Origin of the sequence: Streptomyces sp. NBC_01210 (assembly GCF_036010325.1) — a bacterium.
Taxonomy (GTDB): Bacteria; Actinomycetota; Actinomycetes; order Streptomycetales; family Streptomycetaceae; genus Streptomyces.
In genome coordinates this window covers 6104543-6118287 of the sequence record NZ_CP108549.1, presented here as the reverse complement: position 1 = coordinate 6118287, position 13745 = coordinate 6104543, and the positions used below count along the sequence as shown (strand labels likewise).

The window sequence follows — 13745 nt, the reverse complement described above, 5'->3', positions numbered from 1 at the left end:
AGGTTTGCGAATCATCGTGCAGGGACCTGGTCAGCGCCGGGACGAGAGGGGCCGAGAAGGCTGGGTCGGTGCGGCGAGATGGGTGGGGACGGGCGTGGCGGACGAGTTGAACCCGGGAGCGGTGGCGAGCTGGAACGCCGAGCCGGTGGGACGTATCAGCGGGGACAGGGCGGACGAGGTGTCGGTCAGTATCGAGGCGGAAAACGGGTGGTTCAACGGCGCCGCCGGGGCCAGCAGGCTGGGCGCCGCGGCGATGACCGGCCGGTTGTCCGACCTGGCCAGGCCGTTGCCACCGCTGCGCCGGCGGTCGGCCTCCGTGCCCCTGGGGGTTGCCCTGGTGCCCGCGCCGTTGTTCATTCCGCTGGTGCCCGTGGTCGGGGTCACGGCGCGCAGCGGTGTGACGTTGTTCCCCGCGCCCTCGCCCCTGGGACCTGCCTGCACCGAGGCGTCCAGCGGAATCGCTCCGCCGAGGGCAATCGCGGCGAAGGACACCGCGCTGGCCGCCGCGAAGACGAACCTCCGGCCGAGCCAGGGTGAGCGCTCCGCGTCCGTACGACCCACGTCATGGATCCGGAAGCCGCCGCCGGAGCCGGGAAGCACGGTCGCGTGCGCGCCCGCCGGTACGTAGCCGAAGGTCTCCGTCCGGGACGTGCGGGAGTCGCGTCCGGGCTTCGCGGAGGGATTCAGCGCGTTGAAGACGCCATTGGCGAGCCGCCCCCCGTCGAAAGGTCCCCCCGAGCGGTCGTCGTCACCTCCGGGTCCTGCGGGCAGCCCTTGGAGCCGCGCGAGCAGCCCTTCGGAGGGCGGCGGCGGAGCGGTTTGCGCGAAGACGTTCTTCAGCCGGCGGTGGGCGTCGGCCTCGGCCTTGCACTTGGGACAGGTCGCCAGATGGGCCAGCACCCGGTCGCGGGCATCGTGTTTCAGCTCGCCGTCGATCAGCGCGGCCAGCCGGTCCCCCAGGTGCTGCTCCGCGGGGGTGGGACTCGAGCCACTCACGCCGGTCCGCCCTCTCCTGCCAGGCCGACCGCACCCGCCAGCGTGCGCTGCTCGGCACGAGCCTGAGGGGAACGGTGCTGCAGGGCCTTGCGCAGATGCGACCGGCCGCGGTGGATCCGGCTGCGGACCGTGCCGAGCTTCACGCCCAGCGTCGCGGCGATCTCCTCGTACGAGAGACCCTCGATGTCACAGAGCACCACGGCGGCACGGAACTCCGGCGCGAGGGTGTCCAGCGCCTGCTGCACATCCGCGTCGAAGTGGGTGTCGTTGAAGACCTGCTGCGGAGACGGCTCGCGGCTGGGCAGCCGCTCTGCCGCGTCGTCGCCGAGCGCGTCGAAACGGATGCGCTGCTTGCGGCGGACCATGTCCAGGAAGAGGTTCGTGGTGATGCGGTGCAGCCAGCCCTCAAAGGTGCCGGGCGTGTACGTCGACAGCGAGCGGAAGACGCGGACGAAGACTTCCTGCGTGAGGTCCTCTGCGTCGTGCTGGTTGCCCGTCAGCCGGTAGGCGAGGCGGTAGACCCGGCCGCTGTGCGTGCTGACGATCTCCTCCCAGGTGGGAGGCGTCCACGCCTGCGATTCCGCATCCGATGCGAAGGTCGCGGTAGCTGCGGAGTCGGTGGAGCGGGAACGGTCAGCAATGTAGGTCACGGATCTCGGCTCACCCGGTGACCTGAGAAAGCGCCTCAGCACTCCTCTCCGATCCGCAGGTGCAGCCGCACCTCCCCTGTCGGCTCTGGTGGTGTTCAGCGGAGCCCCTACCATAGCCACCTCGCCCGTTAGCTCCGGATAAGAATCTTTACGCGAATTTGGGTCCTGCTTCCGGCCCTGATCCATGCGCTTCCCCCTGTCTCCCATAACGCCTGGTCCCATCTGCGGGTTCCCGGTGCAGCGGATACAGTCAGCGTCGCGCCATCTACGGGGACAGGAGAGGGTCATTACCGCCAACCGGCAGACGAGCTGGGCGTTCGCCGACGCCTTTGTCGCCGAGGACGACACACTCCGCTGGGCCCGCGACCGGGCCCGCGAGTCGGGGCTCCCCTCGGTGTCACCAGGCACCGGCGCAGCGCTGCGACTGCTTGCTGCCACGGCTGACGCGAAAGCGGTGGCCGAAATCGGTACGGGCACCGGTGTCTCCGGGATCTATCTGTTGCAAGGCATGCGGCCCGACGGCGTACTGACGACGGTGGATCCGGAGCCGGACCGGCAGCAGTTCGCCAAGGAGGCCTTCCGCGCGGCCGGCTTTGCCGGGAACCGGGCGCGTTTCATCCCCGGCCGCGCCCTCGACGTACTGCCGCGGCTCGCGGACGGCGGCTACGACCTCGTCTTCTGCGACGGCGACCGCATGGAGTCGCTGGACTATCTCGCTGAATCGTTGCGCCTGCTGCGACCAGGCGGTCTTGTCTGCTTCGAGGGCGTTTTCGCGGACGGTCGCACGGTGGACTCGGCGGCACAGCCGGCGGAAGTCGTACGACTTCGCGAGCTGCTGCGCGCGGTGCGGGAGAGCCAGGAGCTGCTGCCCTCGCTGCTTCCGGTGGGCGACGGCCTGCTCTGCGCGGTCCGCCGCGGCTGACCGGCCCCGCCCCGGCAGGCCCGGCCATGCGGAGCCCCCCGAACACAGCACTGCCCCGGCACCATGAGTGCCGGGGCAGTGAAAATTGTGTGCGCTTCCCGCGTCAGCCGACGACCTTCTTCAGGGCGTCGCCGAGGGCATCGGCTTCGTCCGGAGTCAGCTCGACCACAAGCCGACCGCCGCCTTCGAGCGGAACGCGCATGACGATGCCCCGCCCCTCCTTGGTCACCTCGAGCGGGCCGTCGCCCGTCCGCGGCTTCATGGCCGCCATGCTCGTTCCCCTTCCTGAAACCAGCTCATCGCAGCCGACAACCCAGGTGTCACCGGCATCGAACACATTGCTTCCAGGTCATTATCCCGCATGGCGGGACCCGATGACCAACATCAGTCGGCATCGCTTGCGCAACGCGCTCTCTCAAAACCACTCAAAGCGGCGATCCGCCTGCGATACTTCGCCACCGCCCACGGGCCCGAAGCGGAAGATTGTTTGACGCAGGTCACATGTTCGCCCCCGACGATCTCCGCCATGCTGAGCCTGAACACCACTCTTGAGCCGTAAAGGGGACCTGCCATGGCCGACTCCGTGCTGTACGAGGTGAGCGACGGACTCGCGACGATCACGATCAACCGGCCCGAGGCCATGAACGCGATGAACACCGAGGCCAAGGTCGCTCTCCGGGACTCGGCCCAGGCTGCCGCCGCCGATCCCGCCGTACGCGCGGTACTGCTCACCGCGTCCGGGCGCGCCTTCTGCGTGGGCCAGGACCTCAAGGAGCACATCTCCCTGCTCGCGGAGGACCGGGAGCACGGCACCGGCAGCACCATGAACACCGTGCGGGAGCACTACAACCCCATCGTGCGGGCGCTCACCGAGATGCCCAAGCCGGTCGTGGCCGGGGTCAACGGCGTGGCGGCAGGCGCGGGCCTCGGCTTCGCCCTCGCCGCGGACTACCGCGTCGTGGCCGACAACGCCAAGTTCACGACCTCCTTCGCGGGTGTCGCGCTGACCGCCGACTCCGGGGTCTCCTGGACGCTGCCCCGGCTGATCGGCCAGAGCCGCGCCGCCGACCTGCTGCTGTTCCCTCGCTCGTTCTCCGCGCAGGAGGCGTACGAGCTGGGCATCGCGAACAAGCTGGTCCCCGCCGCCGACCTGGCCGCCGAGGCCGTCGCGGTGGCCCGTGCGCTGGCCGAGGGCCCGACGGTGGCGTACGCGGCGCTCAAGGAGTCCCTGGCGTACGGCGCGGGTCACACGCTCAGCGAGACGCTGGGCAAGGAGGACGAGCTCCAGGCGAGGGCGGGCGCGTCGGAGGACCACACGATCGCTGTCCAGGCGTTCATCGCCAAGGAGAAGCCGAAGTACCTCGGCCGCTAGGCGCCCCCCGGGGCGCAGGCCGGGGGCTTCGCTGCCCCCTGGGGGCGCCTAGCCCCGGGAGCCGGCTCCGCGGACGACACAGCCGCTCAGGTGGTCGTCGACGAGACCGCACGCCTGCATCAGCGCGTACGCCGTGGTGGGTCCGATGAAGCGCAGGCCGCGCTTCTTGAGGGCCTTCGCCAGCGCCGTGGACTGGTCGGTGACCGCGGGGACGTCGGCGATCGTGCGCGGGGCCGGTCGCTTCGCGGGATCCGGGGCGTACGCCCAGATCAGCGTGTCCAGCTCACCGGCCGGCCAGTCGGCGAGCACGCGCGCGTTGGCGAGCGTCGCCTCGATCTTGGCTCGGTTGCGGATGATCCCGGCGTCGGCGAGGAGGCGCTCCTCGTCGGCGTCGGTGTACGCCGCCACGGATGCGATCTTGAAGTCGTCGAAGGCGGCACGGAAACCCTCGCGGCGGCGCAGGATGGTGATCCAGGACAGGCCGGACTGGAAGGCCTCCAGGCAGAGGCGTTCGAACAGTGCGTCGTCGCCGTGGACCGGACGGCCCCACTCCTCGTCGTGGTACGTGACGTAGTCGGCCGTGGACAGGCCCCACGGGCAGCGCAGCTTCCCGTCGGGCCCGGGTACGGCCTCGCCGGTCACTGGTCGCGCTCCTCGCCCGGCTTGGTGAACAGGTCGGGGCCGCCCACCGCACGGGCCTGCGCGCCGGCCAGCGCCGACTCCAGCTCGGCGATACGGGCGTCCCGCTCGGCGAGCTCCGCACCGAGGCGGCTCAGCACCTCGTCCACGTCCGCCATCCGGTAGCCGCGGGGCGAGACCGGCAGCCGGACCGCCTCGACGTCCGCACGGCCGACCGGGCGGCTGACCGGCAGCGGGTCCACCAGCTGCTCCGGGGCCACCTCGGGCAGGGCCGCACTGTCGCCGCCGCCGACCACGGCGAGGGTGACCGCGGCGACGACCACGACCATCGCGATCAGCAAGAACAAGAACACGAGCGAGCCTCTCCCCAAGCGGAAACTGTCCGGTGCTGATCGTGCCACGACAGTCTGAGAGTTAGGGTCGCAGGCGACGGACCTGAGGAGGAAACCGCTGATGCTGCGGCTGGGACGGCGCGAATTCGACGCGCACGAGCCGGTGATCATGGCGATCGTGAACCGGACGCCGGACTCCTTCTACGACCAGGGCGCCACGTTCCGGGACGAGCCCGCGCTCGCCCGCGTCGAGCAGGCGGTGTCAGAGGGTGCTGCCATCATCGACATCGGCGGGGTGAAGGCCGGTCCCGGCGAGGAGGTGACGGCCGAGGAGGAGGCGCGGCGCACGGTCGGATTCGTGGCCGAGGTGCGCAGACGGCATCCGGATGTCGTCATCAGCGTCGACACCTGGCGGCACGACGTCGGTGAGGCGGTCTGCGAGGCGGGCGCGGATGTGCTGAACGACGCGTGGGGCGGGGTGGACCCGAAGCTGGCGGAAGTCGCCGCGCGGTACGGAGCGGGTCTGGTGTGCACGCACGCGGGTGGCGCGGAGCCGCGGACACGGCCGCACCGGGTCGCGTACGACGATGTGATGGCGGACATTCTTCGAGTGACGGTCTCGCTGGCGGAGCGGGCGGTTGAGCTGGGCGTCCGCAGGGACGGGATCATGATCGACCCGGGCCATGACTTCGGGAAGAACACCAGGCACAGCCTGGAAGCGACACGCAGGCTCGGGGAGATGACAGAGACGGGCTGGCCGGTGCTGGTCTCCCTGTCGAACAAGGACTTCGTCGGCGAGACGCTCGACAAGCCGGTGAAGGAGCGCGTGATCGGCACGCTGGCGACGACGGCGGTGTCGGCGTGGCTGGGCGCGCAGGTCTACCGCGTCCATGAGGTGGCGGAAACGAAGCAGGTCCTGGACATGGTGTCGACGATCGCGGGCCACCGGGCACCGGCGGTGGCGAGGCGGGGGCTGGCGTAAGGGGTGTTGACCGCGGGTGGGGTTGCAGGCCCCCAGCCCCCGGCGGGGCTGAAAAATTCAGCCCCGCCGGCGATTGAGGCGTGGGGTCCGGGGCTGCGCCCCGAACCCATCCCGTCCCGGCCCGTCCGGCGTTTGAGGCCCGGGGCCCGGGGCGGCGCCGCTCCCCGCACGGCGGAGCCGCACATCGACACAGCGGGAAAGGGCGGGGCGGGGAACAGCCCCGCGCAGCGGCCGTTCCTAGTGCCCCGTCTCCTTCGTGACCATCGCCACCGCCTCCTCCACGTCGTCCGTCACGTGGAAGAGAAGCAGGTCCCTCTCGGACGCCTTGCCCTGCGCCACCACCGTGTTCCGCAGCCAGTCCACCAGCCCGCTCCAGTACTCCGTGCCGAACAGCACGATCGGGAAGCGCGTGACCTTGCGGGTCTGGACGAGGGTCAGCGCCTCGAACAGCTCGTCCAGCGTGCCCAGTCCGCCCGGCAGGACCACGAAGCCCTGCGCGTACTTCACGAACATCGTCTTGCGGACGAAGAAGTAGCGGAAGTTCACGCCGATGTCGACGTGCTGATTGAGCCCCTGCTCGAAGGGGAGCTCGATGCCGAGGCCCACCGAGATGCCGTGAGCCTCCCGCGCACCCCTGTTCGCCGCCTCCATCGCGCCCGGGCCGCCGCCCGTGATCACCGCGAAGCCGGCGTCGACCAGCGCCCTGCCGATCCGGACACCCGCGTCGTACTCGGGGGTACCCGGCCCCGTACGGGCCGAGCCGAACACGCTGATGGCGCTGGGCAGTTCGGCGAGCGCGCCGAAGCCTTCCACGAACTCCGACTGGATGCGCATGACCCGCCAGGGATCGGTATGCACCCACTCGGAGTCGCCCTCCGTGTCCAGCAGACGCTGATCAGTGGTGCCGGGCTGCACCTGTTCCCTACGGCGCAGCACCGGTCCCAGTCGCTGCTCCCCCAGCGCCCGCAATCCCTCGGTTCCCTCGGTTCCCTCGGGGTCGCCCATGGCCTGCTCCCTCCGCCGCACATCGTTGCTTTGAGTCAGGGTAGGTCGGAGAACGTTACGAAAGGTGAAATCGGGGCGGTCAGGCAGTGAGCCAGTCTCGGAGCCGGTTCTCGCAGTGGGTGATCTTCTCCACCGCGACATGCTCGTCCCGCTTGTGGGCGAAGAGCGCGTCCCCGGGTCCGTAGTTGACCGCGGGCACGCCGAGCGCGCTGAAGCGTGAGACGTCCGTCCAGCCGAACTTGGGCTGAGCCGTCCCGCCGACCGCTGCCATGAAGGCGGCGGCCGCCGGGTGCGAGAGGCCGGGCAGCGCGCCGCCCGTGTGATCGTCCACGATGAATTCCGCGACCCCGCAGTCGGCGAAGACCTCGCGGACATGGTCCTCGGCCTCCGCCATGCTCCGGTCGGGCGCGTAGCGGTAGTTGACCACCACGGTGCACTCGTCGGGGATGACGTTGCTGGCGACGCCCCCCTCGATCCGTACCGCGTTGAGCCCCTCCCGGTACTCAAGACCGTCGATCACCGGCCGGCGCGGCTCGTACGCGGCGAGCTTCGCCAGAATCGGCGCGGCCGCATGAATGGCGTTGGACCCCATCCAGCTGCGCGCGGAGTGTGCCCGCTCCCCCGTCGTACGGAGAAAGACCCGCAGTGTGCCCTGACAGCCGCCCTCGACCTGGGCGTCGGACGGCTCGAGCAGTACGGCGAAGTCACCCTCCAGCCAGTCGGCATGGGCATCGGCCACATGCCCCAGACCGTTGAGGTGTGCGGCGACCTCTTCATTGTCGTAGAAGACGAAGGTGAGGTCGCGATTCGGCTCGGGGACGGTCGCGGCGATCCGCAGCTGTACTGCCACGCCCGACTTCATGTCGCTCGTTCCGCAGCCCCAGAGCACGCCGTTCTCGTCGAGCCGGGACGGCACGTTGTCGGCGATCGGAACCGTGTCGATGTGCCCGGCCAGCACGACCCGCTCGGCGCGCCCGAGGTTCGTCCGGGCCACGACATTGTTGCCGTACCGGTCGACGGTGAGGTGCGGCAGGCCGCGCAGCGCCTGCTCGATCGCGTCGGCGAGAGGCTTCTCCTCGCCGCTGACCGATCGGAAGTCGACCAGGCGGGCGGTGAGCGCCGGAGCATCAAGAGTGAGGTCAAGCACGGTTTCGGGCATGACTCCGACCTTAACGCGGGCTCCAGTACGGTGGGCAGCGTGCCTGAGACCGCCTCCCCCCTCCGGCGCGGCCGCCTCCTGCGTATCGCGGCCGCGTTCGCCGTGCTGCTGGCACTCATCGGCTATGTCGTTGTGCAGTACGTCACCGGCGGCGGCGCTCCGCGCTGCACGGTGCGTACGGCCGCGGGCTCCACGTACGAGCTCAGCACCGAACAGGCCGCGAACGCCGCGACGATCTCCGCGGTCGGCACCACACGCGGCATGCCGGAGCGCGCGGTCACCATCGCGCTCGCGACCGCACTCCAGGAGTCGGGGCTGCGCAATATCAGTCACGGCGACCGTGACTCGCTCGGGCTCTTCCAGCAGCGTCCGTCGAAGGGTTGGGGCACGGCCGGGCAGATCCTCGACCCCGTCTACGCCTCCGGGAAGTTCTACGAGCACCTCGCCGAGGTCCCCGGCTACTCGCGGCTGCCGCTGACTGTCGCGGCACAGCGTGTGCAGCGCAGCGGCTTCCCGCAGGCGTACGCGAAGCACGAGCCGGACGCCACGCTGCTGGCGGCTGCGCTGACCGGCCGCGCGACCCGGGCCCTGACCTGCGAGTCGGGCAGGGGCGACGAGGCGGGCGACGCGTCGAAGGTGCGGGCCGAGCTGGTGCGCGCGTTCGGTCCCGAGGTGCTGCCGAAGGCCGGTACTTCGGGCCGGACCGACGCCCCGGCACCGCGCGAGGTGTCCGTACCGGTGCAGTCCACGATCGGGACGGACGGCGGCGGGGCGGCGCAGCGGGGCTGGGAGCTGGCGCACTGGGCGGTGGCGCGGGCGGACGGGCTGCGCATAGATGAGGTCTCGTACGCGGGCCGGGTGTGGAGCGCCAAGGAGTCCGGGAAGGGCTGGCGAGCGGCGGGCGCCACCTCGGCCGAGACGGGCGCGGCGGGTTCCCGGGCGGACTCCCGCAAGGCTTCCGGCGCGGATTACCGTACCGGCGAAGTCCGAATTCGCCTCGCGCAGTAGTCCGCGCCATCCCTCGAACGAGGCACTCCGGTCACCTCCGGGCAAGGTGTCGGCCTGGCGTTCGCGCGAGTAGCGATCAGCCCCTCAAACCCCTTGCGGCAAAAGGGAAGTGACGGTTCGGCAGACCATTGCGCAATGGAATGTTTGCCCACCTTTACCCGAAGCCGATAATGCGACACATTGCCAACTCTTTGCCTTGGTCCACCGCAACTTCTCCCGCCCTCCAAGCAGTTGTCACTGCGTCCGAAAGCCGGAACGGCACTGCTGGACCAGCACCGGACAGGCACCATTCCAGACGTACATCTCGCCTCAAGGAGCATCATGTCCCTCCCCCTGACCCGTCGGATCGCCCGTGTCGCGCTGCTCATCGCGGCGGGTGCAGCCCCCGTGGTCGGTGCGGTCGGCTCCGCAAGCGCCGCGGACCTTCCGCAGGCCCCCGTGGGCCTGACCGCGTTCGACGCGGACGGCGTCAGCAGCACGGTCGACGGTGCCGCGCTGAAGACCTCCGACCTGGCGGGCAACACCGGTGGCGACGCGGTCGAGCAGACCGTCCCGGCCGCCGGCAAGGCTGTCGACAAGGCGGGCAAGGCGGCGGCCCCCGTCGCCCAGAAGGCCGCCGGTGACGCGGCGGGCAGCGCGGGTGACGCCGTCGGCAAGGCCGCCGGCACCGCGACCGGACGGCTCGCCGGCAGCAGCCTGCAGACCGACTCGCTCGGTGGCGGCCTGCCCACCCAGCAGCTGCCGGTGGAGTCCCTGCCGCTCGGCTGACGATCAGCACACGCGAAGGGCCCCGGGAGTACGAACTCCCGGGGCCCTTCCCCATGTCCGGCCGAGGCATCCTCAGCCGCGAATCGTTCGGCCGGGTGGTGTTCAGCCGAGGCGCTTGACCGCGGCCTCGACCCGCTCGTCCGTCGCGGTGAACGCCACGCGTACGAAGCGCTCGCCCGCCGTTCCGTAGAAGTCGCCGGGCGCGACCAGGATCCCCAGCTCCGCCAGGTGCGCCACCGTCTCCCAGCACGGCTCGTCGCGCGTCGCCCACAGATAGAGGCTGGCCTCGCTGTGCTCGATCCGGAAGCCGTGCGCCTCCAGGGCCGTACGCAGCGCGGCGCGCCGGGCCGCGTACCGCGCCCGCTGCTCCGAAACATGCGTGTCGTCGCCGAGCGCCGCGACCGTGGCGGCCTGCACCGGAGCCGGGGTCATCATCCCGCCGTGCTTACGGATCTGGAGCAGCTCACCGAGCACGCTCTCGTCGCCCGCGATGAAGGCGGCGCGGTACCCGGCCAGGTTGGAGCGCTTGGAGAGCGAGTGGACGGCGACGACGCCCTCGTACGTACCGCCGCAGACGTCCGGGTGCAGGACCGAGACCGGCTCCGCCTCCCAGCCCAGCTCCAGGTAGCACTCGTCGCTGAAGACCAGCACGCCGTGCTCGCGCGCCCACGCGACGATACGGATCAGCTCGTCCTTGGCCAGCACCCGGCCGGTGGGGTTGGACGGCGAGTTGAGCCAGAGCAGCTTCAGGCCGGTGGGGTCGAGCTGGGTCGGGTCGTCGTAGACCACGGCCTCCGCGCGCGCCAGCCGGGCGCCGACCTCGTACGTCGGGTAGGCGAGCCGCGGGTGGGCGACCTTGTCGCCGGGGCCGAGACCGAGCTGGGTCGGCAGCCAGGCCACCAGCTCCTTGGAGCCGACGACGGGCAGAACGTTCGTATGCGCGACATCGACGGCGCCGAGCCGCCGCTCGACCCATCCGGTGAGCGCGTCACGCAGCCCGGCCGTCCCCCACACCGTCGGATAGCCGGGCGAGTCGGAGGCCTCGACGAGCGCCTTCTGGATCAGCTCGGGGACGGGGTCGACGGGCGTGCCGACGGAGAGGTCCACCACGCCGTCGGGGTGGGCCGCGGCCGTCGCCTTGTACGGCTCGAGCTTGTCCCACGGGAAGACGGGAAGGCGCGAAGAGACTCGCGAGGAGGCTGCGGACACAGGACTTCTCTTTCTCGTACTCGTGCGTGGCTCGTGCAGAGGGCGTCAAACACCTCGGTCCCGTACGGACGACGAACCGTACGGGACCGGGGGCGACGCACCAGCGGGCCGCGGACTACTGGTTCTGCGGCGGCAGCGCTGCGATAAAGGGGTGGTCGCGCTCGATCAGGCCGAGCTTGGAGGCACCGCCGGGCGAACCGAGCTCGTCGAAGAACTCGACGTTCGCCTTGTAGTAGTCCTTCCACTCCTCCGGGGTGTCGTCCTCGTAGAAGATCGCCTCGACCGGGCAGACCGGCTCACAAGCCCCACAGTCGACGCATTCGTCCGGGTGGATGTACAAGGACCTGGAGCCCTCGTAGATGCAGTCGACGGGGCACTCCTCGATGCACGCCTTGTCCTTGACGTCGACACAAGGCTGCGCGATGACGTAGGTCACGCTGTCGTTCCTCCTCGGTAGGGCTGGCATTGCGCGGGAGCGCGGCGTCGTCGATGCCCGCCCCTAGTATCTCCGTTCCTGGGCACGATCCGAACAGGAGGGGCTCGCAGACCTGTGGAATTCACTGGCGGCGGACGGCTCGAGGTCCGTATTACACCCGTTGACGTGGGTAAACGAGTGTCCGTGAGGTGCCTGATCGACCCCGGGGCCGGGGTTGAGAAGTTCACCGACACGGTCGGCGTTCTCACATCATGGGACAACGGTGTGCTGCTGATCACACGACGAACCGGAGAGACTGTCCGTATCCCGGAATCGTCCCTGGTCGCGGGCAAGGTGGTGCCCGCCGCGCCGGCCCGCCGCCGCGGCCCCGCGGCGGACTTCGAGGAGCTCTCCCGCGTCATGGCGCGCGCCTGGCAGCCGATGGAGAGCGAGCGGCTCGGCGAGTGGGAACTGCGGGCGTCCGCCGGATTCACCCGGCGCGCGAACTCTGTACTGGCGCTCGGTGACCCCGGGCTGCCGCTCGACGAGGCGCTGGCGCGGGTGCGTGCGTGGTACGAGGAGCGGGATCTGCCCGCGTATGTACAGGCTGCGACCGGGGCGGCGGGCACTCAGGAAGAGCTCTGCGCGGAGCTGGAGGCGCGCGGCTGGCGGCGCGAGGTCTCGACGGAGGTACGGATCGGGGCCCTCGCCCCGATCGGCGACCTGGACGCGGATGTGGCGCGGGTCCGGCTGGCGCGCTCCTTCGACGAGGTGTGGCTGCAGCGCTATCACCGCTTCGGTGTGCCCGGACCACATGTACTGAGGGTGCTGGGCAGCGGACCGTCGGTGTGGTTCGCCACGGTGGCCGGTGAAGGGACGGTTCCGGCGGCGATCGGCAGGTGTGTGATCGACGGCCGCTGGGCGGGCTTCATGGCGGTGGAGGTGGACCCGGCATGCCGGCGCCAGGGCCTGGCGACCACGGTGATGACCGCGCTGGCGCGGCGTGCGCTGGAGGAGGGCGCGTCGGCGGCGTGGCTGCAGGTGGAGACGGACAATGGCGGGGCGCGCGCGCTGTACGAAACGATGGGGTTCGCGACCCATCACCGCTACCACCACTTCCGATCCGCGTAGACGGGTACGAGTCGCGTATGCACGACAAATCCGCCGACAGGCCCGCCGGCCGGCCGTCCGACTGGCGTCAGCAGTTCGCCGAGGAGGCCCGCTCGGAGCGGGCGGACCTCGCGCTGATGTGCCTGCTCGTCGGCGCGGAGGCGGACCCATTCGTGGACGAGGCCGTTCTGGACGCTGCTCAGATCGAACTGGACCGGCTCGCCGGAATGCTCCCCTTCGGCCTGGTCGGCCCCCGCGCGTGGGCTGCGGCGCTGGCGGAGCTCCTGGGCGGCCGCTGTGACTTCGGCGGCTCACCTGCCGACTACCAGCGCCTGGAGTCCTCGCTGCTGCACGAGGTACTGCGCCGCCGCAGGGGCCTGCCGATCCTCCTCTCGGTGGTCTGGATCGAGGTCGCCCGCCGGGCGGGCGCGCCGGTGTACGGGGTCGCGCTGCCGGGCCACTTCGTGGTGGGCTTCGGCGACCCGCACGAGCAGGTGCTCGCGGACCCCTTCGCGGGCGGCCGCGTGCTGACCGGCCCGGACGCGGAACTGCTGGTGGCGGGCGCGACGGGAGCGCCCCTGGACCCGTCGATGCTGATGCCCGCGGACCCGGTCGACGTGGTCGTGCGCATCCTGAACAACATCCGCGCCTGGGCCGCGGTCCGCCCGGAACGCTCGGACGTCGCACTCTGGGCGGTTGAACTGTCGCTGCTGCTCCCTTCACATCCGGCGAGGCTGCGCTACGAACGGGCCCAACTGCTCGTGGAACGGGGTGAGTTCGTGACGGGGGCGGCGGAGATGGACGCGTACGCGGAGGTGGTGGCGGCGGTCGATCCGGCGACGGCGGAGGCGATCAGACGGAAGGCGCGGGTGGCGCGGGCGATGCTGAACTGAGTCCCGGACGTCCTGAGGGCCGGTCGTCCGCACGATCGGCCCGGACGGCTACCTGTCGTCGATATGCTGCCGGAGCTCGCGGCCCTCGCCGCGCAGTGGCTGGCCTGCGGGCACACGGCCGAGACACTGCGGGCCGGGGTCGGACGCTGCCTGCCCGCGCCGGGTGCGCCCACCCCCGGCCCGGTGGTCTGCTGCGGTACGTACTGCGAGACGTGCCGCCCGTCGTCGTACCCCCGGAACCGGGGGTCGCGCTGATGCGGGAGTGCGGGGGCGAGCACACTCAGC

16 protein-coding genes are annotated in these 13745 nt (G+C 70.8%); 7 read left to right on the top strand and 9 right to left on the bottom strand.

Annotated elements, in window-relative coordinates; all coding sequences use genetic code 11:
- Window positions 1–30: 30 nt before the first annotated feature.
- Window positions 31–996, bottom strand: coding sequence for an anti-sigma factor family protein (locus OG735_RS27985; protein WP_327325897.1), 966 nt, complete (start codon window positions 994–996; stop codon window positions 31–33).
- On the bottom strand, window positions 993–1760 hold the full coding sequence (gene sigE, locus OG735_RS27980) for an RNA polymerase sigma factor SigE (protein WP_327328485.1): 768 nt from the start codon (window positions 1758–1760) through the stop codon (window positions 993–995). Before sigE ends, OG735_RS27985 begins: the two co-directional genes overlap by 4 nt.
- A gap of 121 nt (window positions 1761–1881) precedes the next feature.
- On the opposite strand from sigE, the gene OG735_RS27975 reads away from it, so the two are divergent.
- Window positions 1882–2568 (top strand): O-methyltransferase, encoded by a 687-nt coding sequence (locus OG735_RS27975; protein WP_327325896.1) that lies wholly within the window; start codon window positions 1882–1884, stop codon window positions 2566–2568.
- Window positions 2569–2671: 103 nt separating this feature from the next.
- Here the strand turns inward: OG735_RS27975 and OG735_RS27970 are convergent, their stop codons facing one another.
- Window positions 2672–2839: a DUF3117 domain-containing protein gene (locus tag OG735_RS27970; RefSeq protein ID WP_003966491.1), complete on the bottom strand. Its 168-nt coding sequence runs from the start codon at window positions 2837–2839 to the stop codon at window positions 2672–2674.
- A 300-nt stretch (window positions 2840–3139) separates the two neighbouring features.
- On the opposite strand from OG735_RS27970, the gene OG735_RS27965 reads away from it, so the two are divergent.
- The gene (locus tag OG735_RS27965) at window positions 3140–3940 is read left to right on the top strand and encodes an enoyl-CoA hydratase/isomerase family protein (protein ID WP_327325895.1); all 801 of its coding nucleotides are present in this window, start codon (window positions 3140–3142) and stop codon (window positions 3938–3940) included.
- Between the two features lie 48 nt (window positions 3941–3988).
- Here the strand turns inward: OG735_RS27965 and OG735_RS27960 are convergent, their stop codons facing one another.
- The gene (locus OG735_RS27960; protein ID WP_327325894.1) at window positions 3989–4582 is read right to left on the bottom strand and encodes a DNA-3-methyladenine glycosylase I; all 594 of its coding nucleotides are present in this window, start codon (window positions 4580–4582) and stop codon (window positions 3989–3991) included.
- Complete coding sequence (locus OG735_RS27955; RefSeq protein WP_327325893.1) at window positions 4579–4932, bottom strand: DivIVA domain-containing protein; 354 nt, start codon at window positions 4930–4932, stop codon at window positions 4579–4581. Before OG735_RS27955 ends, OG735_RS27960 begins: the two co-directional genes overlap by 4 nt.
- 100 nt (window positions 4933–5032) lie before the next feature.
- Between OG735_RS27955 and folP the strand changes: the two genes are divergently transcribed.
- Window positions 5033–5893 carry a dihydropteroate synthase gene (folP, locus tag OG735_RS27950; protein ID WP_327325892.1) on the top strand — a complete coding sequence of 287 codons (861 nt, stop codon included), beginning with the start codon at window positions 5033–5035 and terminating at the stop codon, window positions 5891–5893.
- 237 nt (window positions 5894–6130) lie between these two features.
- Here the strand turns inward: folP and OG735_RS27945 are convergent, their stop codons facing one another.
- Together OG735_RS27945 and dapE are read right to left on the bottom strand one after the other, a co-directional pair.
- The gene (locus OG735_RS27945) at window positions 6131–6898 is read right to left on the bottom strand and encodes a TIGR00730 family Rossman fold protein (RefSeq protein ID WP_327325891.1); all 768 of its coding nucleotides are present in this window, start codon (window positions 6896–6898) and stop codon (window positions 6131–6133) included.
- A 79-nt stretch (window positions 6899–6977) separates the two neighbouring features.
- On the bottom strand, window positions 6978–8057 hold the full coding sequence (dapE, locus tag OG735_RS27940; protein ID WP_327325890.1) for a succinyl-diaminopimelate desuccinylase: 1080 nt from the start codon (window positions 8055–8057) through the stop codon (window positions 6978–6980).
- Window positions 8058–8096: 39 nt separating this feature from the next.
- Here dapE and OG735_RS27935 point away from each other — a divergent pair, with 39 nt between their 5' ends.
- Together OG735_RS27935 and OG735_RS27930 are read left to right on the top strand one after the other, a co-directional pair.
- On the top strand, window positions 8097–9065 hold the full coding sequence (locus OG735_RS27935; RefSeq protein ID WP_327325889.1) for a hypothetical protein: 969 nt from the start codon (window positions 8097–8099) through the stop codon (window positions 9063–9065).
- A 321-nt stretch (window positions 9066–9386) separates the two neighbouring features.
- On the top strand, window positions 9387–9833 hold the full coding sequence (locus OG735_RS27930) for an ATP-binding protein (protein ID WP_327325888.1): 447 nt from the start codon (window positions 9387–9389) through the stop codon (window positions 9831–9833).
- Between the two features lie 102 nt (window positions 9834–9935).
- Here OG735_RS27930 and OG735_RS27925 read toward each other — a convergent pair whose 3' ends face one another.
- Entirely contained in the window at window positions 9936–11042 is a 1107-nt protein-coding gene (locus OG735_RS27925) for a bifunctional succinyldiaminopimelate transaminase/glutamate-prephenate aminotransferase (RefSeq protein ID WP_327325887.1), read from the bottom strand.
- Between the two features lie 115 nt (window positions 11043–11157).
- A complete protein-coding gene (fdxA, locus tag OG735_RS27920; protein WP_018089397.1) occupies window positions 11158–11478 on the bottom strand; it encodes a ferredoxin in 321 nt (106 codons plus the stop codon).
- A gap of 114 nt (window positions 11479–11592) precedes the next feature.
- Between fdxA and OG735_RS27915 the strand changes: the two genes are divergently transcribed.
- Together OG735_RS27915 and OG735_RS27910 are read left to right on the top strand one after the other, a co-directional pair.
- A complete protein-coding gene (locus OG735_RS27915) occupies window positions 11593–12588 on the top strand; it encodes a GNAT family N-acetyltransferase (protein ID WP_327325886.1) in 996 nt (331 codons plus the stop codon).
- A 17-nt stretch (window positions 12589–12605) separates the two neighbouring features.
- Complete coding sequence (locus OG735_RS27910) at window positions 12606–13460, top strand: transglutaminase-like domain-containing protein (protein WP_327325885.1); 855 nt, start codon at window positions 12606–12608, stop codon at window positions 13458–13460.
- Window positions 13461–13745: the final 285 nt, after the last annotated feature.

Bases quoted from the DNA above. Each gene is read 5' to 3' on its own strand.
- OG735_RS27910 (WP_327325885.1), top strand. From the start codon at position 12,606: ATGCACGACAAATCCGCCGACAGGCCCGCCGGCCGGCCGTCCGACTGG.
- OG735_RS27965 (WP_327325895.1), top strand. From the start codon at position 3,140: ATGGCCGACTCCGTGCTGTACGAGGTGAGCGACGGACTCGCGACGATC.
- OG735_RS27945 (WP_327325891.1), bottom strand. From the start codon at position 6,898: ATGGGCGACCCCGAGGGAACCGAGGGAACCGAGGGATTGCGGGCGCTG.
- sigE (WP_327328485.1), bottom strand. From the start codon at position 1,760: ATGGTAGGGGCTCCGCTGAACACCACCAGAGCCGACAGGGGAGGTGCG.
- dapE (WP_327325890.1), bottom strand. From the start codon at position 8,057: ATGCCCGAAACCGTGCTTGACCTCACTCTTGATGCTCCGGCGCTCACC.
- OG735_RS27930 (WP_327325888.1), top strand. From the start codon at position 9,387: ATGTCCCTCCCCCTGACCCGTCGGATCGCCCGTGTCGCGCTGCTCATC.
- folP (WP_327325892.1), top strand. From the start codon at position 5,033: ATGCTGCGGCTGGGACGGCGCGAATTCGACGCGCACGAGCCGGTGATC.
- OG735_RS27970 (WP_003966491.1), bottom strand. From the start codon at position 2,839: ATGGCGGCCATGAAGCCGCGGACGGGCGACGGCCCGCTCGAGGTGACC.